We start from the raw sequence: 23,723 nt of genomic DNA, 5'->3' as shown, positions 1-23,723 counted from the left end.
CATTAATGAGGTTTTTCTCATCCTTCACTGATTGAAGTAGAACAGAGGTTAAGTATCCAAGTAGCCTTGAGAAAGAAAAAACACTTTTTCTGCGTATCACGCCTGCTACGTTCAACATCCTATCTAACGAATCCGAATATAAGTGCTGTTATCTCCCCACTTCGAGCTCTTTGTTTCTCCTCAACCCTTAGAAGTATTAGTCTTAGGAAACATTACATTTGTTAGAAAAACTTGGCTTGTCGCCAAGTCTTATGGCGGAAGCCTTTGTTTTTCTTATACTTTTCCTATAGTGGAACAAAGAAGGCGCAAGCGCCCGTTTAGCAACGTAGCGAATGGAACGAATCAACTAAAGATTTAGGAATCATGCCACTAAAAACAGGGGTATGCCGACGCCTGAGCGGCAAGCCCGTTTTTAGTCGGCCTTCCCCTTAGCGACGAACCGATGAGGCCTTATCGTAGGGCGATTCGTGAAGTCGCCTAGTTGCTGGGCTCATGCACCGAACGTGGCTATTCGGTTATTTTGGTATCCCAAGCACCTCATTTTATACTTTTGTATGAAAAAACGCTATTTACCATTATATAACTTATTTATTTTAGGTAGTATTTCAAGAATTTAAACATTATATAGCAAAATTTTTCACCATAGATGGTGGCTCGCGCTCTAGGCGAGCCATGGTGGTTTCTTATCTTTGAACAAAAGCTTTTCGCTTAAGTTGATGTTTGAGACGAATAACCATTTTACCACTTAAACAAGCTAAATAGATATTTCTAAAAGTAAATCAGTAAGTAACACTTGTATTTTGCAAACGTAACTATGTCTCACCCTTTCAAAAATAGCAAACGTTTACAAACAAAAAAAGAAGGCTAACCTTATGTAGATTAGACCTCTAGTTGTTATGCTAACATATTAGAAAAAATAATTAGGAAGCCCCAGCTTCTTCATACTTTACTTCTTCATCACCTGCTCGGTGATACTCTTCTAATACAGCGTCCTGAATTTTTGCACGGGTCCCAGAATTAATTGGGTGGGCAATATCTCTAAATTCCCCATCCGGCGTTCGCTTGGATGGCATCGCAACAAACAGTCCATTATTACCGTCAATTACACGGATATCATGGACAACAAATTCCTGATCCAAAGTAATCGATGCGATCGCTCGCATTCTGCCTTCTGTATTAACGCGGCGTAACCTAACGTCAGTTACTTCCATGATGTGTCACCACCTTTTCACATTTGAATCTATATTAACTAGTTCAACAAAACTATCAAAAGTCCTGCTAAAATATTAAAAAAAATAAAATATTTTTAATACAGCACAAAAATAATAGCGCTTCCATAAAAACATAATTAATTCATGCTTTAATTATGGGCATCTCCTCCTACTAGCCCGTTCTATGTTTGAGCTAACAAAAGTGGATTGGGTAAATTTCATATGTGGCATACATTGAAAATGTAAGTTCCTTATAGCTCAAGTGGAGGAGTAGAAAAATGCAGAGATAATATACCTTTTTTGGTAAACGATATAACTTACTGCATTTCAAACATAATTATTATCTAATGTAAAGCCACATGCCGCAAGATCCTTTTACGGCATGTTTATTCCTAAAGATTAAATTGATATGTCTCAATGAGATTTATGAGTCCTTATTGTGTAAAGCAGTTACATTTTAAAAACGATGGTTGACTAATCTGTAGCAGCATAGTTCGTCTCTACACATGCTATTGCATCAAATTGCCGACATGTACATCAATATACTTCTTTTTCATATCTACATTTGATATTTTTATCAAGGATGTATAATCATCAATAACACGCTCTTCTTCTTCGTCATCTGCTTCAGCTAATACCCCTATTGCTTGTACCGTTGCATGAAACTCTTCCAGTAAATTAATCATCCCTGTTATGGTTCCACCAGCTTTCATAAAATCATCGATGATACAGACCTTTGCCCCTTCTGATAAACTGCGTTTAGGTAATACCATTGTCTGAATCTTCCTAGACGATCCGGATACATAATTAATACTTACGGAGGAGCCCTCCGTTACCTTTGGATCTCTGCGAACAATGACAACGGGAACATTGAGAAATGAGGCAACTGCGTATGCAAGTGGAATGCCCTTCGTAGCAACAGTTACAACCACATCGATATCCATTTCAGAGAATGCCGACGCAAAAACACGCCCAATTTCTCGTACGGTCTTTGGATCTCCTAACAGATCACTCATATATAAATACCCACCAGGCAGGATACGAGCTGGATCTTCAAGCTTTCGTCGTAATTCTTCAACAAACAGCTTATTTTTCTCATGTACCCGTGCAGGGATATATTTCACTCCTCCTCCTGCACCTGTCGTCCGTTGCAAATAGCCAATCCCTTCACTTCGAAATACTGCATCAATTATATCCATATCTTCACTTACAGAAGCTTTCGTTGTATCTAGTTGCGACACAAAATACGGAAATTGTGTGTGTGTTCGGGGATTTTCAAGAAAAAAATTGGTTAAAGCAACTAAACGGTTACTTCTTTTCATCTCCACACCTCAAAACCGAATATTTTCCTCTTAATATACCATCAATATATGTTTTTTACCAATATAATCATCCTAATAATCGCACATAATAAACTTCTTCACAAAAACCTCTCATCCCATTATATATTCTTTTAGCTTTGCTTTCATGTTCAACAAGACCATACACGGTTGGTCCGCTCCCGCTCATAAGTACACCAGAGGCCCCTGCTTGCTGCAATACATTTTTAATCTGTTGCACTTCTGGATGTTGCCCCATCGTTAACGGCTCCAGCGCATTTCCTAGACTAAGACACAGCTTCTCAAAGCTTCCTTCTTCTAATGCATTCATAACTCGTCTTGTTTCCGGATGAACAAGATCTTCAACTACAATTCGCTGGAAAATGGTCCTTGAAGATACACCAATATCTGGCTTGGCTAAAACAACCCAACAAGGAGGTGGTGAAGGAAGTGCTTCTACGATTTCTCCTCTACCTTTAGCTAGTCCTGTTCTACCGTATATACAAAATGGCACGTCTGTACCTAATAACGCACCTAGTTGCGCTAATTCAGCTTGAGAAATCTTTAGTTCCCAGAGGCGATTTAAACCCTTCAATACTGCCGCGGCATCCGCGCTGCCACCGGCAAGTCCCGCAGAAACAGGGATGTTTTTTTCAATCGAAATATGCACACCTTTGCGAATACCATATATTTGTTTTAATACCAATGCAGCTTGATATGCTAAATTACGTTTATCACTTGGGACAAATCTGCTTTCCAAAGATATTTCAATTCGATCCTCAGGCAATTCAAATAAACGAATCCGATCAGCTAAATCAATCGTTGTCATAATCATTTCGACGTTATGGTATCCGTCACATCTTTTACTTAAGACATCCAGTGATAAATTTATTTTTGCAGGTGCTTTTTCAAAAATTACCATCACCCGTCACCTTCTTGTTTATAGATAATAAAATTGTAACACATTCCATTCTGCCACGTGAATGACAAATAAAAAAACCAAAAAGCTAATATACAAAAGTCAGCTAATGAAAACAAGACAAACCCAATTAGGATTTGTCTTGTTCCATACTAGCTTCCGCTCTTTCAATGGCACGTTTCACCATGTTTCCAGCATCACGAGATCTAATGCCGCCCCATCCTTCCCTTTGCACCGTGTCGTAAAACCCCAACTCTTTCGCAATTTCTTCTTTTAGTTGATCTGACATCATTCCACGCCTTCTAGCCACGAAGACAGGCCCCCTTTTAATGAGTATTGGTCACGACAGTTTTAGTATGTACTTTATCAGCAATTGCACACCAGTTATATGTAAGCAAAAAAGGAAATAATAAGGAATTTATTTTCTCACTATTCTGTTAATTAGTTTTAAAATAAAAGCAGTAAACCTAAGGGTTACTGCTCAAGCACTGAAGCGATGCTTCTGTCATCTGTAAAGCGAAGCTCCACTGTTTCTGTCAAAACGTCTGCATAGCTGTATGAAACACGTTCGAATGCATTTTCTTCTTGGTCAAGCTCTACAATAAATACAGAAGGGTATGTTTCTGCAAGGATGCCAGATCGCTCAATGGTTTTCCTTCTACCACCATTCGCTTTAAGCTTTAACCGTTTTCCAACATGACCTTCAAGACCTTGCTTAATTTCGATTAATGTTTTCGCCACTATACTCCACCTCACTGTAAACATCATACCATGAACTTGTACATTAGTCAAGTGAAACTATATATTATATCAGGATTACTTTTTTAATGTCAATATATTTTTTGGTATTTTCGTATATTATTTGTTTTTATTAACTTTTTATGCACATTTTTTAGAAATTCTTGACTTCATTAGCCAAAAAGCTTATAGAGGCATAGGAGCAATCTATTGGGTATACATATATTTCATAAGCACGTTAGATAATATATCCGGCTGAACATACCTCATCGAAATGTCATTGGTCGCATATGGATTATTCATGTAAAAAAATATATGGAAAAAGTATTTATGAAAAAATGTAATCAAAACATGCCAGAGAGAATAGCGAGGGGGAAGTAGAAAGGCTAACACAATAAATACGATTGTTACTGTTACTTCATTCGTTGCTTTTTCCTTCCTCTCCCATATACGGTAGACCTGTACGCAAAAGACCTCTCGTTTCAACACCACCCATTCCTTTGTTTCCTGTCAAAGTATTTCGAATAGCATCCCAGACGCTCACTTTTTCCATAAAAGGTGTGTACGCAACTTTTGCGGCAATATATACTGGGTCTAACGCATGAATATTAACACGTAAAGGAGAACTGGCAAAATTAGCACCCGCACGAATCAGCAGTTCAAAATGAGATTGGCATGCACCTGCAAAAATCACGAGCTGATCCAAATTCGGATTCATTCTTCGCGCTTCTCGTACCGCTTCAATAAAGTATTTCGAGTTACGATATGCACGAAGATCCTGCTTTTCCCCTTTGTTTTTTGAAAAAGCATCATGCCCTGTTATAACGATAATATCCGGCTGAATCTTTGCTATTAATTCTGTAATTTGTACAGGCATATCGCGTTCATATAAGTGTACACCGTGCACTTGCAGCCCAATGCGCTGATATAGATCGATACATTTTTTCAAATACATAGGATCACCATCTATATGCAAAACCTTAGCAGGCAACTGAAAATAAGACACCTCATGCAAGAATCCATCCGTAGCCTGATACTGCCGTTTTTCCTTCAACAATTGATAATCTTGGCGAAATAAACGATAGGAAGACTCTTCTTTTTCTTTTCCTAGCCGTCTCCGCTTTTGTAATTCCCTTTCTTCAACCAATCGCAAGTCAGCTGTTGGAGCATCCGCTTTGAGGCGAATATCCTCACCTACTAAATCTACCTGTTCTTTTTTCACAGAAGAAATCCGAAATAATATATCATGTTGATAAGAGTATCGTGTGACTAAATCGCCTCTTGTGTAACTCATACTATACTTCACAGCCTTCCTGAGCTTTAGGATTATGATATATAGTATGAATATCTGTAAAAACTGTGCGTTTGTATCAGTTAGGTATATTTACATTGTAGGATGAGCTTCTTTTTTAAAATTACGTATGGTGCAGGTAAATTCAAAAAACACCCCAAAGATTAGATTTACACTCTAATTTTAGGGTGCAACGTAACACACGTCATTACGATAGGTTGTTGAACGAAAAACGCGTTTGTACCACTTTTTTCGCCTATCTGCATTGCTTACAATATAAAGTAAACCTTCCATCATTCAGGAACTAGTAAATCAAAGGCTAGAAACTCAAGCGTCCTTGAAAAAGAAGAGCACTTTTTCTGCGTGTCACGCCTCCTATGAACAACATTCTACCTGCATGAAATCGGAAAGTTAGGTGCTGTTAACTCCCCCCTTTCATGAAGTAGGGGTCTTACGGCGTTTTACATTCGGGATAAAATAGGTTTGCCAGTATAGCAAATTCTTCCATTGCTAAAGATTCTCCACGTCTTCCTCCATCAATACCAGCCTGTTCTAGCATGAGACTAATTTCTTCTTTCGTTAACCGCTCATTGAAATAATTTGATAAATTATTACGCAATGTTTTACGACGTTGAGCAAAACTTGCTTGAATAAGTGCAAAAAAGAAATCTTCATCCAGTACGCTTACAGGTGCTTTTGTACGCCTAACTAACCTTAAAATGCTGGAGTCTACATTAGGTTGCGGCATAAAAGCGCGTTTTGGTACATGCATAACCACTTCTGCTTCCGTATAATATTGTACAGCCAACGTTAAAGAACCGTAGCTTTTCGAATTAGGCTTTGCTGCCATTCTTTCAGCAACTTCTTTTTGAATCATCACTGTGAAACTGTCGATCGGTAACTTATCACGCAATAATTTCATTAAGATTGGAGTAGTTATATAATAAGGCAAGTTTGCAACAAGATGAACAGATTGCCCAGGGTGAAAATGCGTAGCTATCATGTTACGTACATTAGCTTGTAAAATATCCTCATGAACAATTTCAACATTGTTATAAGAAGCGAGCGTATCCTCTAATACTGGGATTAGACGTTGGTCTATTTCAAACGCCAACACCTTTTGCCCATGGATGGCTAATTGTTCTGTCAAAGCACCAATTCCAGGGCCTATTTCAATTACTCCCGTCTCTTTTGTAATACCTGCATGGCGAATAATGTTACTCAAGATATTACTGTCAATTAAGAAGTTCTGTCCTAGGCTTTTTTTAAAAGAAAAATGATATTTCGCTAAGATTTCTTTCGTTCGTGATGGCGTTGCTATATATTTATGATTGGTCATTTTTCGCTTTCCTCTCTCGGCCAATTTGTCTTACTGCTCTTTTAAGCTCAGCTTTGCCAATGCCAAACATCGTTAATCGTTTTAACAACTGCTTGCCATTAGTGTGTCCAATTTGTAATAACTCACCAAGTTGCTCACGTCTCTTGTTAGCTTCTAATCCACCAATGAATCCATAATGAATTAAATCCGCTTTGGTTATCTCACTTTCCCGTACCGGTTGTAACTCATATACAGCGGCTAGCGCTTGTTTAATATCAGCGATAGAGGCATGCTCAATTCCTAAACTTTTCGTAGTAGAACGCTTGTCACGCGCCTGATCACGTGTTAAAAAAGCATGCTTACAGCCTGGTATGGCCTGATCCACAATGTGACGAATCCGTTGCCCAGGATAGTCTGGATCTGTGAAAATAATGACACCTCGCTTCTCTTTGGCATGCTGAATTTGTTTTAAAATACATGAATTAATGGCCGAGCCATTTGTTTCAATTGTATCTGCATGAACAGCTTGGAGAACTTTTGCTGTATCATCTTTTCCTTCTACAACGATTACTTCTTTAACCTTCACAAGTTTCCCTCTTCCATATCTTTCTTAATGGTGCGTAACATAAAGGAGCAGGTGATAAAACACGAACTCCATCTTACATTATCTCAATTATAAACAATCTCTATAAGTGTATCATAAAGTGAAAGTTCATTCAGGGAGGTGTTTCTTTATCCTTCTCTAATTATGGGTGAAGGGGGTATGTAACTTACCATGAAATTCTCCATTTATTTATCTATCTCGAACCGAAAGTTCCAAGTTAAGTGTTCTCTTCCAATTACATACGGGATAAACTAATAAAGAAAATCATCAATTTGTGGAGATTTTTCATTCATCCCCCACGGCTTGTTAGTACCGTAGTGGTATGACCTAAAGGGCGCTTACAAATAGCATTTAGGCGCTGTTATCTCCAATGTAGACTTGTTGCATTGAAAATTATCCAACTCCTGAAGTAGGAGGCTTACTGCACCTTATATACGGGATAAACTAATAAAAAAAATAGCTCTTACCACGATACGGTGGTAAGAGCTCGAAACTAATTAAGAACTTTCACAGTTACTGTTTTTACACCCCAACTATATGCAGCTTTTTTGGATGGGACATGGACATCAATCCGATTTCCAACAATATGGCCACCTGTGTCGCCAGCAACGGCTTCACCATATCCTTCTACCCAAACTCTTGATCCTAAAGGGATAACACTAGGGTCAACAGCAATTACTTTCATATTTGGATTAGCATTTAAATCAATCCCTGTTGTGGTAAATCCTGAACAACCTCCACAGCTAGCCGTGTAAGCACTCGCGGACATCGTAAAGGTGTTCCCTGAGCTTGTTTCCTTCTCCTTAGTTGTTGATACAGTGCTAGGCTTATTATTTGATTTCGGTTGTTTATTTGCTAATGTTACTAGATCGTTGTCCTGTTGCGCTTCTTTTGTTCCTATTGCAACAATCCGATTTTTACTTTCCTCAACAACCTCTTCATCAATTAGGTCTCTGCTTACTTCTTTTCCATTCTCTTTTACGATCTGGTAAACCTTCTTCACCTTGCCAGCTTTTCCTTCAGTAAGAACACGTTCCTCACCTTTTGGCAAATTACTATCTTCTCTCTCTTCTGTCTCAAACGCCATTTCTTCCGTTACATGATCTTTTTCCGTTTTAACACGGACAACGGAAATGACTGTATCCTTTGTCACTGGCTTGTTTAAAGCAGGCTCCACTTTGTCAGCGCTGTCTTTATCAAATGTTACGTTTGATTGTTCCAGTACTTCTGCAACAGTGCCTCCAGTCGTCCAAATACGCTTCTGATTTTCACCATCGTTAACCGTAATCTCATACGCTTGGTTGATTTTCAAATGCAATCCATCTGTAATTACATCCCCTTTAGTGAAAGAAACATCATCACGTTGATGGTACGACAAGTTATTTTCCTTCAAAAATGCATCTATAGTATCTGTAGTAGTGTAATATTCCGTTTGTTTTCCATTGATTGTCACGAACACTTGCTTTGCTTGTTTGTAGTTGATTTCCATTCCGTTTTTAATGGAATCATTCATGTTGTGGGATAAGTGATCATGCTCTCCGACACGAATACCTACTTCTGCCAGTACTTCTTTTACGGTGCTTTTGTGTGTTTTTACCGTTTGCTCTTCGCCATCGTTTGTTATGACTACTTCTGCCTTTGTAGCATCAAATAAAATGAATCCGGAAAATGCAACAAGTGCTAAAACACCAATAAAAGATAGAACCAGTTTCATTGTCGACGCCGGCATTAGCTTTGAAAACTTTCGCATGCTTTTGCCTCCCTCTTAATGCATTTTGATTATAGTAACAGTTATATGTAAAGTCAAAGTAATTACCGTTACGTTTGCATTACAATTCCATTACACTGCAATAGAGCTAGGCTATTTACTACGTTTCTTATTCTATAAACCATTGATACAACAAGGTTTATGTCAAAAACAAAACAAGGTAAAGTAAGCAGGGTTTTATTAAAACTTCCCCGCTGTTTTTACCTTGTTTTTCCTATTTTTTAACAAATTAATTCAGTTTTATGACAACCGCCCTAATTATAACCGAAAGAGAGAAAGGGCGTTTTTTGTCGTAATTTCACCAATTTCTTCCAGACTAGTCCCTCTTAGTGCAGCAATTTTTTCTGCAACTAATTTGACATAAGCTGGTTCATTTCTTTTACCCCGATAGGGGTGTGGGGCTAGAAATGGTGCATCGGTCTCAATTAACAATCGCTCTAATGGAACTTGGACAGCAACTTCCTTTGGTAAGGTCGCATTTTTAAAGGTAACTGGTCCCCCAAGTGAGATATAAAAATTCATATCCAGGCAATCCTGTACATAGTCTACCGAATCATTGTAGCAGTGCATGATTCCACCTATCGACTCCGCCTTTTCTTCCTTTAAAATCGAAATGATATCTTCTGTTGCCTCGCGATTATGAATAATAATTGGCAGCTGTACTTTTTTTGCTAATTGTATCTGCTTGCGAAATACTTCCTTTTGCACCTCTTTCGGCGACTTGTCCCAATGATAATCCAAGCCCATTTCACCAAGTGCTACTACTTTAGGATGAGAAGAAAGCTCTTCTATCCACTCTAACTCTTGTTCTGTCATATCTACCGCATCCACTGGATGCCAGCCAACCGCAGCATAAATCGTCTCATACTGTTCTGCAATTTCGATCGCTAACGGAATGGTTTCACGATCAAAGCCAACGACTAACATACGTGTGACACCTGCATCAAAAGCCCGTTTTATTGTTTCTTCACGATCCTCAAAAAAATCTCTTGCGTTCAAATGCACATGTGTGTCAAATAACAATTTGTTCACTCCTTAACAACTTTAGGAAAAGAGGCTGGGACATAAGCAAATCCTATACAACAACAGCCGCGATCCATTTTTCCGTATATAAAATGCTGTAAGTCACTCACTTCAAGAGTTGGAGAAATATACTACAACGAGCGAAGCGAGAGATAACGATACGTAAATTCTTCATTCGTTTAGAGACCTTTGTCATACCATTTGTATGAAAAAAACGCTATTTACCATTATATGACTTATTTATTTTAGGTAGTATTTCAAGAATTTAAACATTATAAAGTAAAATTTTTCATCATAGATGGTGGCTTGCGCTCTTGGCGAGCCATGGTGGTTTCTGATCTTACAAAGAAAGGGCGGATAAAAGAATCCCCCCACTCATTGAAGATTCACTTTAGTCTTCGTTTTTTTAATTAGCTGTTTTAGTTATGTCCCAGCCTCTGTTAAATTCCTTTATTTTACAACTGAACCATTCGGTAGTTCGGCTTCTACAGTAGCTAACACTAGCTTCCCTGTTGCATCCTCTCCACAAAGAATCATGCCTTCTGATTTTTCTCCACGTAATTTCACTGGTTTTAAGTTCGTTACACAAATTACTTTTTTCCCAACTAAATCATCGGGTTGGTAATATAGAGCAATGCCTGATACTACTTGGCGCTTTTCTGTTCCTAAATCTAGCTGTAGCTTCAATAATTTGTCTGCCTTTTTAACAGGCTCTGCCTTCAATACTTCTGCAACACGCATATCTACTTTCATGAAATCATCGAACACAATTTCTTCTTTTATTGGCTTCTCTTCTACCTTTGTTTTCTTTTCTTTAGGCGGATTCATCATTGCTTTAATAGCTTGAATCTCTTCTTCCACCTCTAAGCGTGGAAAAATCGGTTGCCCTTTATTTACAATTGACCCTCCAGCTTTCATATTACCTTCTTCATAAAGGCTATCCCACTCTTTTAACTTGGCATCTTCTATACCCAGCTGTCGGAAAATTTCTGCTGGAGCTTCTGTTAAAAATGGCTGAAGCAAGACAGCTGCTTTCCGTAAATATTCGGCCAGATGAGCCATCACGTTACCCAGCCGGACCTTTTTCGTTTCATCTCTGGCTAAAATCCATGGTTCTGTCTCATCAATATATTTATTCGTACGACTAATGAGTTGCCATATAGCCCCTAAAGCTACAGAAAACTGCATTTCCTCCATCGCATCTTCTACTTTTTCTATGGTCTGTTTACCAAATGCTTCTAATGCACCATCAATATCTGTTTCAGCAGCTTGATATGCTGGCATCTCCCCTGCAAAATATTTATTAATCATGGCTACAGTACGGTTCAATAAATTACCTAAATCATTAGCCAAGTCATAATTCGTTCGTTCCACGAAGCCTTCAGGTGTAAATACCCCGTCCGAGCCAAACGGTACTTCTCGAAGTAAATAATAACGAAGAGCATCCAAACCATAACGATCAATTAACTTCACAGGATCAATGACATTTCCTTTTGATTTTGACATTTTTCCATCCTTCATTAAAATCCACCCATGAGCAAACACCTTTTTCGGCAATGGAAGATCAAGCGCCATTAACATAATTGGCCAATAAATGGTATGGAACCGCACAATTTCTTTGCTCATTAAATGAACATCTGCCGGCCAATATTTTTGATACTTCTCGTCATCATCAGTCCCGTATCCTAACGCAGTTATATAATTGGTCAATGCGTCGATCCATACATAAATGACATGTTTCGGATCACCAGGAACCTTAATTCCCCAATCAAACGTTGTCCGCGAAACAGCTAAGTCCTCTAGCCCAGGTTTAATGAAATTATTCAACATTTCATTTTTGCGACTTTCAGGCTGAATAAATGTAGGGTTGTCTTCATAAAACTGAACAAGTCGGTCGACATATTTGCTCATTTTAAAGAAATAGGACTCTTCTTTTACCTTCTCAACCGGTCCGCCACAATCCGGACAGCGCCCTTCATCTAATTGGCGTTCTGTAAAGAATGATTCGCAGGATGTACAATACCAGCCCTCGTATTCATCTAAGTAAATATCGCCCTGCCTAACAAGCTGATCAAAGATTTGCGCAACCATTTTTTTATGCCGTTCTTCCGTCGTACGGATAAAATCATCATTCGATATTTTTAGCTTTTTCCATAACTTTTGAATACCATCGACGATATGGTCGACATATTCCTGTGGAGAGACCCCATTTTCTGTCGCCTTTTTTTGAATCTTTTGTCCATGCTCATCAGTTCCAGTTAAATACATAACATCGAAGCCACGCAACCGTTTATATCGAGCCATCGCATCTCCAGCAACTGTCGAATACGCATGTCCAATATGCAAATTTCCACTAGGGTAATAAATCGGTGTCGTTATATAAAATGTTTTTTCATTATTTACCATCTGCTTACCTCCTTGTGCATTACCTAACATCCTTTTTTAAGCTATTACTATTGTAGCTTTTATCAGCTTATTTGCCAAATAGAGTGTTAAATACTTTACAATTTAAGATACAAAATGTAAAGTCGAATTATAGTAGAGATATTTTGAAATTAAGATAAAAAACTACCCGCAAACAATTGTTTGAATAGTATGTTAAATTGAATGATGGTTTTGTTATACCCCTAAATTCAAATAACATATACGAAAACAAAATTATCTTAAAAATTTCTGCGTTGTCAATAATATACACCAGTCTAGTATACCAATCAGTAATACTTATATAAGTTTGTTTGCACCCTTTTGGTAAAATGAGGAAACAGCTTTTAGTATAACCTTAAAACAGACGAAAAAGCCTGATATGGTAAGGTTTTTCAAAACAATCCAAATTATTTAATTTTCTGGTAAATATTTATTGACAGAAAAAAGAAACACTGGTATTCTATTGCATAGAAAGATGTCGAATTATGACGATTTTTTTAGTTTACTAATTTTGAAGAACGACGGCGTGTGCGCCCCATGAAGGCTGTCCCGTTTTTCGAAAGTATAGGGGGGAAGTAATTTGAAATCTACCGGAATTGTACGTAAAGTTGATGAACTTGGCCGTGTAGTTATCCCGATGGAGCTTCGGCGTACGTTGGAAATTCAAGAAAAAGACGCAATGGAAATCTACGTTGAAAATGACAAAATCATACTTAAAAAGTATAAGCCGAACATGACTTGTCATCTTACTGGTGAGGTATCCGATGATAATCTTTCACTAGCCAACGGCAAAATTGTCCTTAGCCCAGAAGGTGCACAACAACTCCTGCAAGAAATAGAATCGAGACTAAATAAATAAAGTCTTAAAAAGACCTGACGCTTGCGTTGCCCGTCAGGTCTTTTTTCTATACGTTATTATTTATATGATGCGATCACCATATAAGTCGGACTTTGATTTTTGCCCCTATTCCTCCGTCATACCTTCTCTAACATGGTACTTTTGATAAACTTCTCGTTTTGAAAGTTTCCTTTCTTTGGCAACACGTTTTATTGCTTCCTTACTGGATAAGGCTTCTGACTTTAAATAGTGTTCTACATGCTCTACAATCGTTAAGCTGCTCCACCACAAGTAGTCTGACTGTTCTGTTTTCGTTGTGCCTTCCAACACAATACAGCATTCCCCTTTAATTTCTGATTTATCTAGATAGGCGATTACTTCATCAACAGTACCGCGCAAATAGGATTCGAATCGTTTAGTCAGTTCTCTTGCCAGCGCAACATGTCGATTCCCAATTACCTCTCTTATCGCTTGCAATGTTTCCTTCACACGATAAGGTGACTCGTAAAACAGCAGGGTTGCCTGTAATGAAGCCAACCGCTGTAATTCAATTTCCTTTTCTTTTTTCTTTCGTGGCAAAAAACCATAAAAATAAAACTCTTTAGCAGATAAACCGGAACCAACTAAAGCACATAAAGCTGCATTAGCGCCCGGCAAAACAACGACAGGAATATCATGCTGGATCGCTGCTTGGATAAGCTCATGTCCAGGGTCAGAAATTGCTGGCATACCCGCATCGCTCACCAGTGCAATCGATTCCCCTTGCTTTATTTTCGTTAATATTTGCTCTTCACGTGTTAATTTATTATGTTCATGATAACTGATTAACGGAGTAGCTATATCAAAGTGACGTAATAAATTTTTTGTGTTTCTCGTATCTTCTGCAGCAATCAAAGATACAGAACGAAGTGTTGTCAGTGCACGATACGTAATATCTTCTAAATTACCAATAGGTGTCGGTACAACATAGACAGTTGCACGCTCTTTTTCAAAACTGCTCTGTTTGTTCATTTGTCACCACTTCTTTCAGTCTATCCCGAATAAATTGCCATTTTTCTTCTCTTGTTAACTGTTTAATTGCATATTCTTTTTTCATTGCTTGTTCTTTCGTCTCAAAATGTTCTACGTAAACCACCTGAAATGGACCTCGACCTCTCGTATACTTTGCTCCTTTTCCTTCATGATGCATTTTAAGTCTGCGTCCCAAGTTATTCGTATACCCCGTATAAAGTGTACGATCTTTACACCTTAATATATAGACAGTATGTTTATTTTCCATAAATAATATCCTTTGCTTCTGTTGTATATGCTCCATCCTCATCGTAAATATAGAGGGAGGGCAAGATTTTTAAATCTGGTTTGCCATCTCTAGTAGCTTCAATTAAGAGCATATTTGCCTCACGCCCTTGTTTCGGGTAGACAAATTGCAACCGCTTTGGTTCTAATTTATATTGGCGAAATAAATGGATAATATCCACTAGCCTGCCTGGACGGTGTACCATAGCCACCTTTCCACCAGGACGGACATATAGTTTACAAGCCTTTACCACATCTTCTAATGTACAATATACTTCATGCCTTGCAATCGTTAAATGCGGATTTTCATTATGCTCTGATGGCAATGGCGTTGGAAAATAAGGTGGATTACAGGTAATGACATCAAAGCTGCTATGACGAAGCAGTGGCTGCAAATGATTTAAATCAGCATGAAGTATATTTATTTGTTCCGTTAAATTGTTTAATGTCACACTTCTTTCCGCCATTTGATAAATTCTTTCCTGTAATTCCACACCAGTGATGAAAGCTTTTGTTTTTCTGGATAATAGTAATGGAATGACTCCATTTCCTGTACATAAATCAAGAATTCTTCCCCGTTTTATCGGCACATATGCAAAGTGAGCCAATAAAACAGCATCCAAGGAAAAAGAAAAAACGTCTGGGCTTTGAATGATTTGCATTCCTTTTTCTGCCAATAAATAATCCAATCGTTCATTGTCGTATAACTCAACCATAGATCTATCCTTTCTCCTGCTTTATAAAAAATATGATTAGTGCCTCCCAACAACTGATACAATAATAAAGTGAATCTTCAATCAGTGGGGGGTTTTCATTCACCCCCACTGTTTGTTAGTACCGTAATGGTACGAACTAAAGTCCTCTTACGAAATGGGGCATTTAGGTACTGTTATTTCCCACTTAGACTTGTTGTAATACAGATTATCCAACTCCTGAAGTGGGAGTCTTACAGCACCTTATATACGGGATAAATTCTTTGTTCTTCATTTTATTAGATTTTATATTATCTATTATCATTTTACGCATATTAGTGGCTGTTCAAACAAGTTGGCAAAAATGTTGTATTCATTTCATTTGTTTTCCACACAAGCTGGACGAAGCCGTTAGTTAAATAATAAAAGTGACTTTTCCTTGAGAAGAACAATTAAAATGTTGACAGCAATTCAGCAACTTTTCATAAGATATTATCATTTTCGACCTATGTCCCTATTTCCAACTTCCTTCATTTAAACACGTCCTGACTAAAATAACGTGAAAAGAAAAGCTGCCCGATCCAGGCAGCCACATTTACGCTTTTCCTTCATAAAAAAAGGAAAACAAAATTACTTTGTTTATGTTATTTCGTCTTATTAAGAAAGTCTAAGCAAAAGATGCAATCTTCATTTCGTCTTGGACTACCAAATTCCAGATTACAAATATGGAATCCTTCCTCGTACAAGCGAGCCAAATTATCATAACCTTCCCCCGGAAAAGTCTTTTCTTGCTGCTTTGTTTCGTCCGTTACATCAGCATTATTATTTGTATGCTCTAAATGACTGCGCAAATGATGATTTTCCATTGTTAGCCGATGATTTTCTTCTAATAAATCACTCAACTCCCCTTTCAAATCACCTAATTGCTCATATAACTCGCCTATTTGTTTTTCCATATCCGAAACCTGATCAAATATTCGCCTATTCTTCACGCTACTCACCCCGTTATTCTGTGGCTTGCGCTAAAATGCCTTCATCAATTAGTTCATCTAACGTATATTCGATTACCCGTTCTTTATCAGGGATTTCTATTTGGATGAGTCGTTCCAGGATGTTTAAGCCAACCACTTTACCGCTTCCAAAGGGAGTTTCCATCTTTTCTCCTATGTCCGGTAATTCACGTTTAGCTGTCTCATAATCGTCATTCTCATATTTTAAACAGCACATCAATCTGCCACATAATCCAGATATTTTAGCAGGATTCAATGATAGATTCTGATCTTTCGCCATTTTAATAGATACTGGTTCAAAATCCCCTAAAAAGGTAGAGCAACAAAGCATTCTACCACAAGGACCTATTCCACCTAACATCTTTGCTTCATCACGAACTCCAATTTGACGCAATTCAATTCGCGTTTTAAACATGGCCGCCAGATCTTTTACTAAATTTCTAAAATCCACTCGGCCATCTGCTGTAAAATAGAATATGATTTTATTACGATCAAATGTATACTCTACTTCCACTAAGTTCATATCTAAGTCATGTTGTTTAATTTTTTCCGTACATGCTTCTAAGGCTTTTTGTGATTGTACCTGATTCTCTAAAACCGTTAATTTATCCTTATCTGTCGCTAAACGGATGACTTTCTTTAATGGTAGGACGACATCTTCTTCATCAACATGCTTGTTTGTAATAACCACTTTACCAAACTCTATGCCACGTATCGTCTCTACAATAACATAACTATCTAGTGAAATCGACTCTCCCCCTGGATCAAAATAGTATATTTTACCCGCTTTTTTAAAGCGGACGCCAATTACTTCTATCATTCCCTATCACCTCTGCATTTGAAGTGTAAGCTGTTCCATCACTAATGTAGGATGAACATTTTGCTTCAATTTTCGCTTTGCTTGTAAAACAGCCTGTAAATCAGTTAATAGTTTCTCCTGTGAAAAATACATAGCTGCTCTTTCCAGCAATTCATCAGAAGGGGCGAAAAACACCATCCCAGCTTCATGTTCTATTTGGTAATAAAGAATATCTTTTATGGCAAAAAGCAAGAGATCCAATCCTTCTTCCTGCTCATTTCGCTCTTTGAAATGAGTCACCCAATGCTGATGAATGAATAAATAAACATCTTCAGGATTGGTTAAAAGTATTTCAACTAATTGTATCACTATCCGTCGTGCTGTGGCAAACGACTCGTCATGACTTTTGTCCGATGCTTCTTGTAAATTATTTGTAATGGCACTCATTAGTATCGCACTACGTTGATCCAATCCTTGCTCTATTAATTGCTTTTGAAATTCACCTGGGTGAAGGGGGCGTAAATCAATGACCTGACATCTGGAGCGAATGGTCGGAAGGATAGCTTGACTATTGTCTGTTAACATAATAGCGGTAGTTTTTTTGCTCGGTTCTTCTAAGAATTTCAAAATTCGGTTAGCTGCATTGACCGTTAATGTTTCAGCACCATTAATAATATATACCTTTTGATCAGACTCCATGCCAGAATATGTAAATTCCTTTTGCAAATTTCGAATCTGTTCTATTTTAATAGATTGTCCATCAGGCTCAATCCAATGCACATCTGGGTGATTACCTGAAGCAATACGTTTACACGCATTACACTCTAGACAAGGATCAGAAACTGGATTTTTTTCACAAAATAGCCCTTTAGCAATCAGGAGAGCAATCGCTTTTTTACCAGTCCCTCGTTCCCCCTGAAGCAAATACGCATGAGAAATCCGGTCTTTTTTTATACTATTTAATATAATTTTGCTTGCTAATGGTTGTATGTTAGCAACCTCTGACCATGTTTCCATATGTATCTCCTTCATCATTTACTTTTACGTATATAAGTTAATCAGCAAACCTTTAATCTCTCCTATTAAGCCGAGTAGGTCTACTGCCTTCTTTTCTTGATTCATTATATCTTCCGTCAATTGCATTAGTTTTTCATCAATTTGTTTTACTATTGCTAGTTGTCGATTGTTACCATTCATACTAAAGCTCTGTGATTTTTGTAAACGGAGACCACTGCCTACCGTCTCTCGTAAAAAACCTTTCACTAGTCGTTTAAATTTTGCCAAGTCTTGGAACGAGCGAAAACGAGCCAGTTTTTCTCCTTGCAGAGAAATATTCTTCACAATTACTTGTAGCTCCTGTTGTTTCACATGTGCGGATTGGGACTGAAGCATATTTTGAAAAGCACGTTTTCCCTCACTAGACATGCGAGAAACATGCGTTTCTGGTTGTGCTCTGACTTCTTGACTTATTTTCATACCTTCAGCCCCTTTTTCGTTTTGTAGCCCTTAAAATTGAAAAAATGATTCGATTGGTAAAATAAACACCGTCGCACCGCCAACCTCTACTTTTACCGGTTTTGGAATGTAAGAATCGGCGTTCCCTCCCATAGGAGAGATTGGTGCAACCATTTGTTCACGGTGTGAGCAATTATCTTTGATAATCGTTAATGCATCATCGACGTAATCATCCTCACAACCAATCATAAGCGTCGTGTTACCTTCTTTCAAAAATCCGCCTGTTGTAGCAAGCTTAGTTGTTTTAAAATTTTCTTCTCCCAATGCATCCACCAGACGATTAGCGTCTTTATCCTGAACCACTGCGATAAGTAATTTCATTGTTAGCCAGCTCCTTTTTATTTTTTTAATAAAGATAGGATACGGTCAAAGGCTTCCTGCTCAACAGTTTCCAGCGTCTGATTCGCATCAATAGACTGAATTCGTGCTGGGAATCTTTCTGCAAGTATATGATAAGCTTTGTATACATGTTCGTGAAATGTAAGATTTTCTAAATCTAAGCGGTTTTGTTCTCTATCTTTATTCGCCGCAATTCGTTCTAATCCTTTTTTTGGCTCTATATCAAAAAATAGTGTCAGATCTGGCATGCAATCACCAATTGCAAATTGGTTAATTTTTAATACTTCATCCATACCTAGTCCACGAGCGTAGCCTTGATATACAAGACTGCTATCTACAAAGCGATCACAAAGCACTATTTTACCTTGCTTTAGTGCTGGTACGATCTTCTCGGCAAGATGCTGGCTTCTCGCTGCTGCATATAGTAACGCCTCTGTATGCTCTTCCATCTCTGTATGGAGCGGATCTAAAATAATCTTTCTAATCTTTTCTGCAATTTTTATTCCACCTGGCTCACGGGTAGCAAGCACATCATAACCAGCTTGGCTTAGCCTTTCTGTTACGGTATGCAAAACTGTTGTCTTCCCAGCTCCCTCGCCGCCTTCAAATGTGATAAAGTATCCGCCCAATGTCATTCTTCCCCTTTTTCTATTTCTGCATAAACATAAATGCCATTTGTATGTCGCTGTTGTATGCGTAATCCAAGTTCTTTCATGTGTTGTATCTTTTCAATATGTGCTTTGGTTATCTTTTCTCCCTTTAGAATAAATGCAATTCCAGGGGGATATGGAATAATTGCTTCTGCAGCAATATATCCCTCAGCAGCTTTCAAAGGGATACACTTGGTAGAGAGTTGATTCATCATACCATAGGATAATTCTAACTCTTGTATACGAGCAAGTGTAAAATGATTTATGTCTATTGTATCATGCTTTACTATATTTTTTAATTGCCCGTTCACTGTTTTCATTGCTTTTTTTAAATACCCTATGTCTGTAAAAGGAGCTAAGCCATGGATCAATAAGATCTGCTTCTCCGTCACAAGTTCTGGGTATATTTGCTGTTGTTCCAACAAATTGCCAACTTTTTTTGCTGACAAGCCATCTTTGACATGGAGCGTGATTTTTAATGGGTCGTCACTTGCTATAAGGTCCCAGTAGGTCGAATTCGCAAAAATATGTTTAACAGTTTGGACACTCTCCATTAATTCTGTAATCGCCTTTCGCGTCATCGATGCCAAATAAAAACGTGCCAAATCTAATGAAGCTAATAGAGGGTAAGACGGGCTACTCGATTGAAGCATTTGTAAATAGTGTACTATCCGCTCGCTCGAAATCCGCTTAGAATTACAATGTAAATAAGAACTCATCGTCATCGCCGGTGCCATTTTATGCGCTGATTGGACAACCACGTCAGCCCCTTGACTTAAAGCCGATGCAGGAAAGTTCTCTCCAAGCGAAAAATGGACCCCATGAGCTTCATCTACTAACACAGGAATACCAAAAGAATGCACCAGTTCAATCATGTCACCAAGATTATAAGTAGACCCAAAATAATCTGGGTAAGTAAAAATAACTGCCTTTGCATCTGGGTACTGTTTTAACGCTGCCTGCAATCCAGAAAAAGAAGGGTGCGTGTATCGACGTACGTTTTCATCGTATTGTGGTGCAATAAATACTGGTTTGGCTCCACTCAATTCCAACCCGTTCATTACCGATTTATGACAATTACGCTGGACGATAACGGTATCGCCTTGCTTACATGCAGCTAAAATCATTGCTAGATTACCTACTGTGCTTCCCCCGATAAGAAAAAATGTCTGCTCCGCCTGAAAAAATGCCGCTGCTAATCGCTCTGCATCAGCAATTATCCCGTCTGGTGCATGTAAATCATCCAGTCCAGTTAATTCTGTCACATCTATTTTTAAAATGGATTGAAAAACATCCTTTGCTTCAGCTGGGAATACATGACCATTTTTATGACCTGGGACATGAAAAGAAATAGGATGCTTTTTATGAAATTCTAGTAATGCGTGATACAAAGGCAATTGCTGCTGCTCCATATATGTATACTCCTATATATTGATCTACTAAATACTTCACTCCATCAAACATTCTGATAAAGTGAATCTTCAATCAGCGGGGTTATCCCCCACTGATTGTTAGACGAACGAATCCGGCATTTAGGTGCTATGTTCAGTACTGATTATCCAACTCCTGAAGTGGGAGTCTTACAGCACCTTATATACGGAATAAAATAGTCAATTATCGTTTTTATCTAGCTTAACATATCTTGGATGCATAGCAAGTTTATTGGTCATTGTTCCTAATACAACAAAGGCGCAAGCGCCCGTTTAGCAACGTAGTGAATGGATCGAATCAACTAAAGATAAAGGAATCATGCCACTAAAACAGGGGTATGCCGAAGTCTGACGTCTGGGCGGCAAGCCCGTTTTAGTCGGCCTTCCTCTTAGGGGCGAACCGATGATGACTTATCGTAGGGCGCATTTCTAAAGTCGCATCGTTGCTGGGCGATGGATCCGGACGTGGCTATTCGATTATTTCGTTATCCCCAAGCACCTCATTTTATAGTTTCCTATACAACAAAAAAGCCTTTGCAAGCAAAGACTTTTTAAACTAGGAATATAGTTTCGGTTTCGTTATATTTTTTAATTTACGTAAATAATAGTTATATTTCTCTTCTCTAGGTTCTGTATGAATCATATTGTGCTCACATTCACAACAAATAAACATCGTATATAAATGAATGCCATCCTTCTTTTCCTCTTCACAAATGCCACAACGTTCATATATGGTACGCTGTTTCATATCCCCACCTCCATATTCATTAGCTTCTCCTAATCTAATGAATTTTATACAGGGAATCTTTGAAACTTTTTCCACAGGCTCATAGCTTGTCTTACGGAATAATAAACAGATGAATTGCAGCTAAAGAAGCTATTCCAAAAATGCCAAGAAAACCAGATACTACAGCCGTGAAAAAATTGATCGGGATGTGTAAACCAATTGCACCACCGAATACATTAATAAAAAATAGCAACAAAACCCCTATCCCTAGCTTTACAGTAGTTTGCCCAATGATACGCATAAATTTTACAGGCGTGCCTACTAACAACAACAGGATGATTAATCCTACCATAATCGAAATGACTAATGTCGAGCTCAAATCCTTCACCTCTTTTTCTTAACCAATCGCAAGTTTTTTCTGTACCCTCTTTTTACTATGTATGCATGTATAACACATAAAAGAACCTGTCTGAGCTAAACTTCCAAAGATAGAAAGTTGAACAAAGGCTCGGGGCGCCCGTTTAGCAACGTAGCGAATGGAACGAATCAACTAAAGATTTAGGAATCATGCCCTGCAACCAGGGGTATGCCGACGCCTGAGCGGCAAGCCCGTTTTTAGTCGGCCTTCCTCTTGGTGACGAACCGATGATGCCTTATCGTAGGGCGCATTTCTAAAGTCGCATCGTTGCTGGGCTCATGCGCCGGGCGAGACTAGTCGGTTATTTCGTTATCCCCAAGCACCTCATTTTATACTTTCTTATCTTTTTAGAAAAACTTGGCTTGTCGCCAAGTCTTATGGAGAAAGCCGTAGTTTTTCTTATACTATAAACCAAAAAAATCTTATACCTTCCTATAGCGTAAAAAAGACAAGCTCTCCATCGTCTTGTCTTTGTGAATATAGTATTCTGTTGTATGTTGCTTCAATACAGCGGCTAAGACAGCATTTATATCAATCCGCTAGCTTATCTTTGAAAATACTAATGAAAGTCGGCACGTAATTTTCGGTGCCTTGCTTCCCTGAGTAAATAGATATATTTAGCTCTGGAAATAGCTTCCCAATAGTGCCCATCTATGGTAGGCTCTACACTTTTGGAAACAATGGATTGTATTTGCTTCCACTCTAATTCCAGCTCTCTCATCGTACGTAATAATTCCCCGTCTACATCTTTTTTCTTTATTTTTTTTGCCATGTATCCACCTAATTCCTACACATCTCTTCTACCTTCCAGTGCTTTAGAAAGTGTAACCTCATCTGCATACTCCAAATCACCGCCTACAGGTAAACCGTGAGCAATCCGTGTGGTACGAATGCCTGATGGTTTAACAAGTCGGGAAATATACATCGCTGTTGCTTCTCCTTCAATATTTGGATTGGTAGCAAGAATTAACTCCTCTACTTCTTCATCCTTTAGTCGCTGAATCAAACTAGGTACATTAATATCTTCTGGTCCAATACCATCCATTGGGGAAATCACGCCATTTAATACATGGTATTTTCCATGATATTCTTTCATTTTTTCCATTGCGATAACATCTTTCGGATCTTGAACGACACAAATAACAGATTGATCTCTTGATGTGTCCTGACATATCGCACAAGGGTCTTGATCGGTAATATGTCCGCAAACAGAACAATGTGTCAGCTCACGCTTGGCATTTACTAATGAATTAGCAAAGTCCAAGACATCATCTTCTTGCATATTTAGTACAAAGAATGCCAGACGGGCAGCCGTTTTCGGGCCAATACCTGGCAATTTGGTAAAACTGTCGATCAGTTTAGAAATCGGTTCTGGATAATACATTCATGTGCCT

The 23,723-nt window shown here is 38.3% G+C and carries 25 protein-coding genes and 1 pseudogene; 1 reads left to right on the top strand and 25 read right to left on the bottom strand.

Going from position 1 to position 23,723, the window contains the following annotated elements; all coding sequences use genetic code 11:
- Nucleotides 1–920 precede the first annotated feature (920 nt).
- The 11 genes from spoVG to metG form a co-directional block, all read right to left on the bottom strand.
- The gene (gene spoVG, locus BKP57_RS11165; protein WP_050350489.1) at nt 921–1,211 is read right to left on the bottom strand and encodes a septation regulator SpoVG; all 291 of its coding nucleotides are present in this window, start codon (nt 1,209–1,211) and stop codon (nt 921–923) included.
- Between the two features lie 509 nt (nt 1,212–1,720).
- Complete coding sequence (gene purR, locus BKP57_RS11160) at nt 1,721–2,533, bottom strand: pur operon repressor (protein WP_050350490.1); 813 nt, start codon at nt 2,531–2,533, stop codon at nt 1,721–1,723.
- 67 nt (nt 2,534–2,600) lie between these two features.
- Complete coding sequence (gene ispE, locus BKP57_RS11155; protein WP_050350491.1) at nt 2,601–3,452, bottom strand: 4-(cytidine 5'-diphospho)-2-C-methyl-D-erythritol kinase; 852 nt, start codon at nt 3,450–3,452, stop codon at nt 2,601–2,603.
- Nucleotides 3,453–3,579: 127 nt separating this feature from the next.
- A complete protein-coding gene (locus BKP57_RS11150; protein ID WP_050350492.1) occupies nt 3,580–3,759 on the bottom strand; it encodes a small, acid-soluble spore protein, alpha/beta type in 180 nt (59 codons plus the stop codon).
- Between the two features lie 164 nt (nt 3,760–3,923).
- A complete protein-coding gene (gene veg / locus BKP57_RS11145) occupies nt 3,924–4,190 on the bottom strand; it encodes a biofilm formation stimulator Veg (RefSeq protein ID WP_050350493.1) in 267 nt (88 codons plus the stop codon).
- 415 nt (nt 4,191–4,605) lie between these two features.
- Nucleotides 4,606–5,481, bottom strand: a complete 876-nt coding sequence (gene yabG, locus BKP57_RS11140) for a sporulation peptidase YabG (protein WP_050350494.1) — start codon at nt 5,479–5,481, stop codon at nt 4,606–4,608.
- Between the two features lie 448 nt (nt 5,482–5,929).
- Nucleotides 5,930–6,817 carry a 16S rRNA (adenine(1518)-N(6)/adenine(1519)-N(6))-dimethyltransferase RsmA gene (rsmA, locus tag BKP57_RS11135; RefSeq protein WP_050350495.1) on the bottom strand — a complete coding sequence of 296 codons (888 nt, stop codon included), beginning with the start codon at nt 6,815–6,817 and terminating at the stop codon, nt 5,930–5,932.
- A complete protein-coding gene (gene rnmV / locus BKP57_RS11130; RefSeq protein ID WP_050350496.1) occupies nt 6,804–7,382 on the bottom strand; it encodes a ribonuclease M5 in 579 nt (192 codons plus the stop codon). The genes rsmA and rnmV overlap by 14 nt, the downstream gene beginning before the upstream one ends.
- A gap of 511 nt (nt 7,383–7,893) precedes the next feature.
- Complete coding sequence (locus tag BKP57_RS11125) at nt 7,894–9,150, bottom strand: resuscitation-promoting factor (protein WP_072741546.1); 1,257 nt, start codon at nt 9,148–9,150, stop codon at nt 7,894–7,896.
- Nucleotides 9,151–9,426: 276 nt separating this feature from the next.
- On the bottom strand, nt 9,427–10,191 hold the full coding sequence (locus BKP57_RS11120) for a TatD family hydrolase (RefSeq protein WP_050350498.1): 765 nt from the start codon (nt 10,189–10,191) through the stop codon (nt 9,427–9,429).
- A 450-nt stretch (nt 10,192–10,641) separates the two neighbouring features.
- The gene (gene metG / locus BKP57_RS11115; protein WP_072741545.1) at nt 10,642–12,597 is read right to left on the bottom strand and encodes a methionine--tRNA ligase; all 1,956 of its coding nucleotides are present in this window, start codon (nt 12,595–12,597) and stop codon (nt 10,642–10,644) included.
- Nucleotides 12,598–13,195: 598 nt separating this feature from the next.
- On the opposite strand from metG, the gene BKP57_RS11110 reads away from it, so the two are divergent.
- On the top strand, nt 13,196–13,474 hold the full coding sequence (locus BKP57_RS11110) for a transition state genes transcriptional regulator AbrB (protein WP_050350500.1): 279 nt from the start codon (nt 13,196–13,198) through the stop codon (nt 13,472–13,474).
- 105 nt (nt 13,475–13,579) lie between these two features.
- On the opposite strand, the gene rsmI is transcribed toward BKP57_RS11110, so the two are convergent.
- The 14 genes and pseudogenes from rsmI to recR all read right to left on the bottom strand — a co-directional run bounded on the left by rsmI (nt 13,580) and on the right by recR (nt 23,713).
- Nucleotides 13,580–14,464 carry a 16S rRNA (cytidine(1402)-2'-O)-methyltransferase gene (gene rsmI, locus BKP57_RS11105; protein WP_050350501.1) on the bottom strand — a complete coding sequence of 295 codons (885 nt, stop codon included), beginning with the start codon at nt 14,462–14,464 and terminating at the stop codon, nt 13,580–13,582.
- The gene (locus BKP57_RS11100) at nt 14,442–14,732 is read right to left on the bottom strand and encodes a GIY-YIG nuclease family protein (protein ID WP_050350502.1); all 291 of its coding nucleotides are present in this window, start codon (nt 14,730–14,732) and stop codon (nt 14,442–14,444) included. The genes rsmI and BKP57_RS11100 overlap by 23 nt, the downstream gene beginning before the upstream one ends.
- Nucleotides 14,722–15,465 carry a tRNA1(Val) (adenine(37)-N6)-methyltransferase gene (locus BKP57_RS11095; RefSeq protein WP_050350503.1) on the bottom strand — a complete coding sequence of 248 codons (744 nt, stop codon included), beginning with the start codon at nt 15,463–15,465 and terminating at the stop codon, nt 14,722–14,724. Before BKP57_RS11095 ends, BKP57_RS11100 begins: the two co-directional genes overlap by 11 nt.
- A 620-nt stretch (nt 15,466–16,085) precedes the next feature.
- On the bottom strand, nt 16,086–16,433 hold the full coding sequence (yabA, locus tag BKP57_RS11090) for a DNA replication initiation control protein YabA (RefSeq protein ID WP_050350504.1): 348 nt from the start codon (nt 16,431–16,433) through the stop codon (nt 16,086–16,088).
- Between the two features lie 13 nt (nt 16,434–16,446).
- The gene (locus BKP57_RS11085) at nt 16,447–17,271 is read right to left on the bottom strand and encodes a PSP1 domain-containing protein (protein WP_050350505.1); all 825 of its coding nucleotides are present in this window, start codon (nt 17,269–17,271) and stop codon (nt 16,447–16,449) included.
- A 6-nt stretch (nt 17,272–17,277) separates the two neighbouring features.
- Nucleotides 17,278–18,267 (bottom strand): DNA polymerase III subunit delta', encoded by a 990-nt coding sequence (gene holB, locus BKP57_RS11080; RefSeq protein ID WP_050350506.1) that lies wholly within the window; start codon nt 18,265–18,267, stop codon nt 17,278–17,280.
- A gap of 24 nt (nt 18,268–18,291) precedes the next feature.
- Entirely contained in the window at nt 18,292–18,726 is a 435-nt protein-coding gene (locus tag BKP57_RS11075) for a YaaR family protein (protein WP_050350507.1), read from the bottom strand.
- 30 nt (nt 18,727–18,756) lie between these two features.
- Nucleotides 18,757–19,086, bottom strand: coding sequence for a cyclic-di-AMP receptor (locus BKP57_RS11070; RefSeq protein ID WP_072741544.1), 330 nt, complete (start codon nt 19,084–19,086; stop codon nt 18,757–18,759).
- Nucleotides 19,055–19,733 (bottom strand): annotated as a pseudogene (gene tmk / locus BKP57_RS11065) (dTMP kinase). Before tmk ends, BKP57_RS11070 begins: the two are co-directional and overlap by 32 nt.
- Nucleotides 19,734–19,735: 2 nt before the next feature.
- Nucleotides 19,736–21,166 (bottom strand): aminotransferase class I/II-fold pyridoxal phosphate-dependent enzyme, encoded by a 1,431-nt coding sequence (locus BKP57_RS11060; RefSeq protein WP_072741543.1) that lies wholly within the window; start codon nt 21,164–21,166, stop codon nt 19,736–19,738.
- 574 nt (nt 21,167–21,740) lie between these two features.
- Nucleotides 21,741–21,932 (bottom strand): sigma factor G inhibitor Gin, encoded by a 192-nt coding sequence (locus tag BKP57_RS11055; protein ID WP_050350511.1) that lies wholly within the window; start codon nt 21,930–21,932, stop codon nt 21,741–21,743.
- Nucleotides 21,933–22,023: 91 nt separating this feature from the next.
- Complete coding sequence (locus BKP57_RS11050; protein ID WP_050350512.1) at nt 22,024–22,290, bottom strand: pro-sigmaK processing inhibitor BofA family protein; 267 nt, start codon at nt 22,288–22,290, stop codon at nt 22,024–22,026.
- Between the two features lie 598 nt (nt 22,291–22,888).
- Nucleotides 22,889–23,101, bottom strand: a complete 213-nt coding sequence (locus tag BKP57_RS11045) for a YaaL family protein (RefSeq protein ID WP_050350513.1) — start codon at nt 23,099–23,101, stop codon at nt 22,889–22,891.
- 15 nt (nt 23,102–23,116) lie between these two features.
- Nucleotides 23,117–23,713, bottom strand: a complete 597-nt coding sequence (gene recR, locus BKP57_RS11040; protein ID WP_050350514.1) for a recombination mediator RecR — start codon at nt 23,711–23,713, stop codon at nt 23,117–23,119.
- Nucleotides 23,714–23,723 lie beyond the last annotated feature (10 nt).

It is taken from the genome of Virgibacillus sp. 6R (assembly GCF_001895305.1).
Classification (GTDB): Bacteria; Bacillota; Bacilli; order Bacillales; family Amphibacillaceae; genus Virgibacillus; species Virgibacillus pantothenticus.
Note: the sequence above shows the minus strand (reverse complement) of the source record. Positions and strands in the feature narration are given on the sequence as shown.

What these genes read in the sequence shown, in the direction of transcription:
- holB (WP_050350506.1), bottom strand. Translation starts at nt 18,267, where the DNA reads ATGGAAACATGGTCAGAGGTTGCTAACATACAACCATTAGCAAGCAAA.
- spoVG (WP_050350489.1), bottom strand. Translation starts at nt 1,211, where the DNA reads ATGGAAGTAACTGACGTTAGGTTACGCCGCGTTAATACAGAAGGCAGA.
- BKP57_RS11125 (WP_072741546.1), bottom strand. Translation starts at nt 9,150, where the DNA reads ATGCGAAAGTTTTCAAAGCTAATGCCGGCGTCGACAATGAAACTGGTT.
- BKP57_RS11070 (WP_072741544.1), bottom strand. Translation starts at nt 19,086, where the DNA reads ATGAAATTACTTATCGCAGTGGTTCAGGATAAAGACGCTAATCGTCTG.
- BKP57_RS11045 (WP_050350513.1), bottom strand. Translation starts at nt 23,101, where the DNA reads ATGGCAAAAAAAATAAAGAAAAAAGATGTAGACGGGGAATTATTACGT.
- BKP57_RS11055 (WP_050350511.1), bottom strand. Translation starts at nt 21,932, where the DNA reads ATGAAACAGCGTACCATATATGAACGTTGTGGCATTTGTGAAGAGGAA.
- BKP57_RS11060 (WP_072741543.1), bottom strand. Translation starts at nt 21,166, where the DNA reads ATGGAGCAGCAGCAATTGCCTTTGTATCACGCATTACTAGAATTTCAT.
- rsmI (WP_050350501.1), bottom strand. Translation starts at nt 14,464, where the DNA reads ATGAACAAACAGAGCAGTTTTGAAAAAGAGCGTGCAACTGTCTATGTT.
- BKP57_RS11100 (WP_050350502.1), bottom strand. Translation starts at nt 14,732, where the DNA reads ATGGAAAATAAACATACTGTCTATATATTAAGGTGTAAAGATCGTACA.
- metG (WP_072741545.1), bottom strand. Translation starts at nt 12,597, where the DNA reads ATGGTAAATAATGAAAAAACATTTTATATAACGACACCGATTTATTAC.
- rsmA (WP_050350495.1), bottom strand. Translation starts at nt 6,817, where the DNA reads ATGACCAATCATAAATATATAGCAACGCCATCACGAACGAAAGAAATC.
- ispE (WP_050350491.1), bottom strand. Translation starts at nt 3,452, where the DNA reads ATGGTAATTTTTGAAAAAGCACCTGCAAAAATAAATTTATCACTGGAT.
- yabG (WP_050350494.1), bottom strand. Translation starts at nt 5,481, where the DNA reads ATGAGTTACACAAGAGGCGATTTAGTCACACGATACTCTTATCAACAT.
- BKP57_RS11085 (WP_050350505.1), bottom strand. Translation starts at nt 17,271, where the DNA reads ATGATAGAAGTAATTGGCGTCCGCTTTAAAAAAGCGGGTAAAATATAC.
- BKP57_RS11075 (WP_050350507.1), bottom strand. Translation starts at nt 18,726, where the DNA reads ATGAAAATAAGTCAAGAAGTCAGAGCACAACCAGAAACGCATGTTTCT.
- recR (WP_050350514.1), bottom strand. Translation starts at nt 23,713, where the DNA reads ATGTATTATCCAGAACCGATTTCTAAACTGATCGACAGTTTTACCAAA.
- purR (WP_050350490.1), bottom strand. Translation starts at nt 2,533, where the DNA reads ATGAAAAGAAGTAACCGTTTAGTTGCTTTAACCAATTTTTTTCTTGAA.
- BKP57_RS11095 (WP_050350503.1), bottom strand. Translation starts at nt 15,465, where the DNA reads ATGGTTGAGTTATACGACAATGAACGATTGGATTATTTATTGGCAGAA.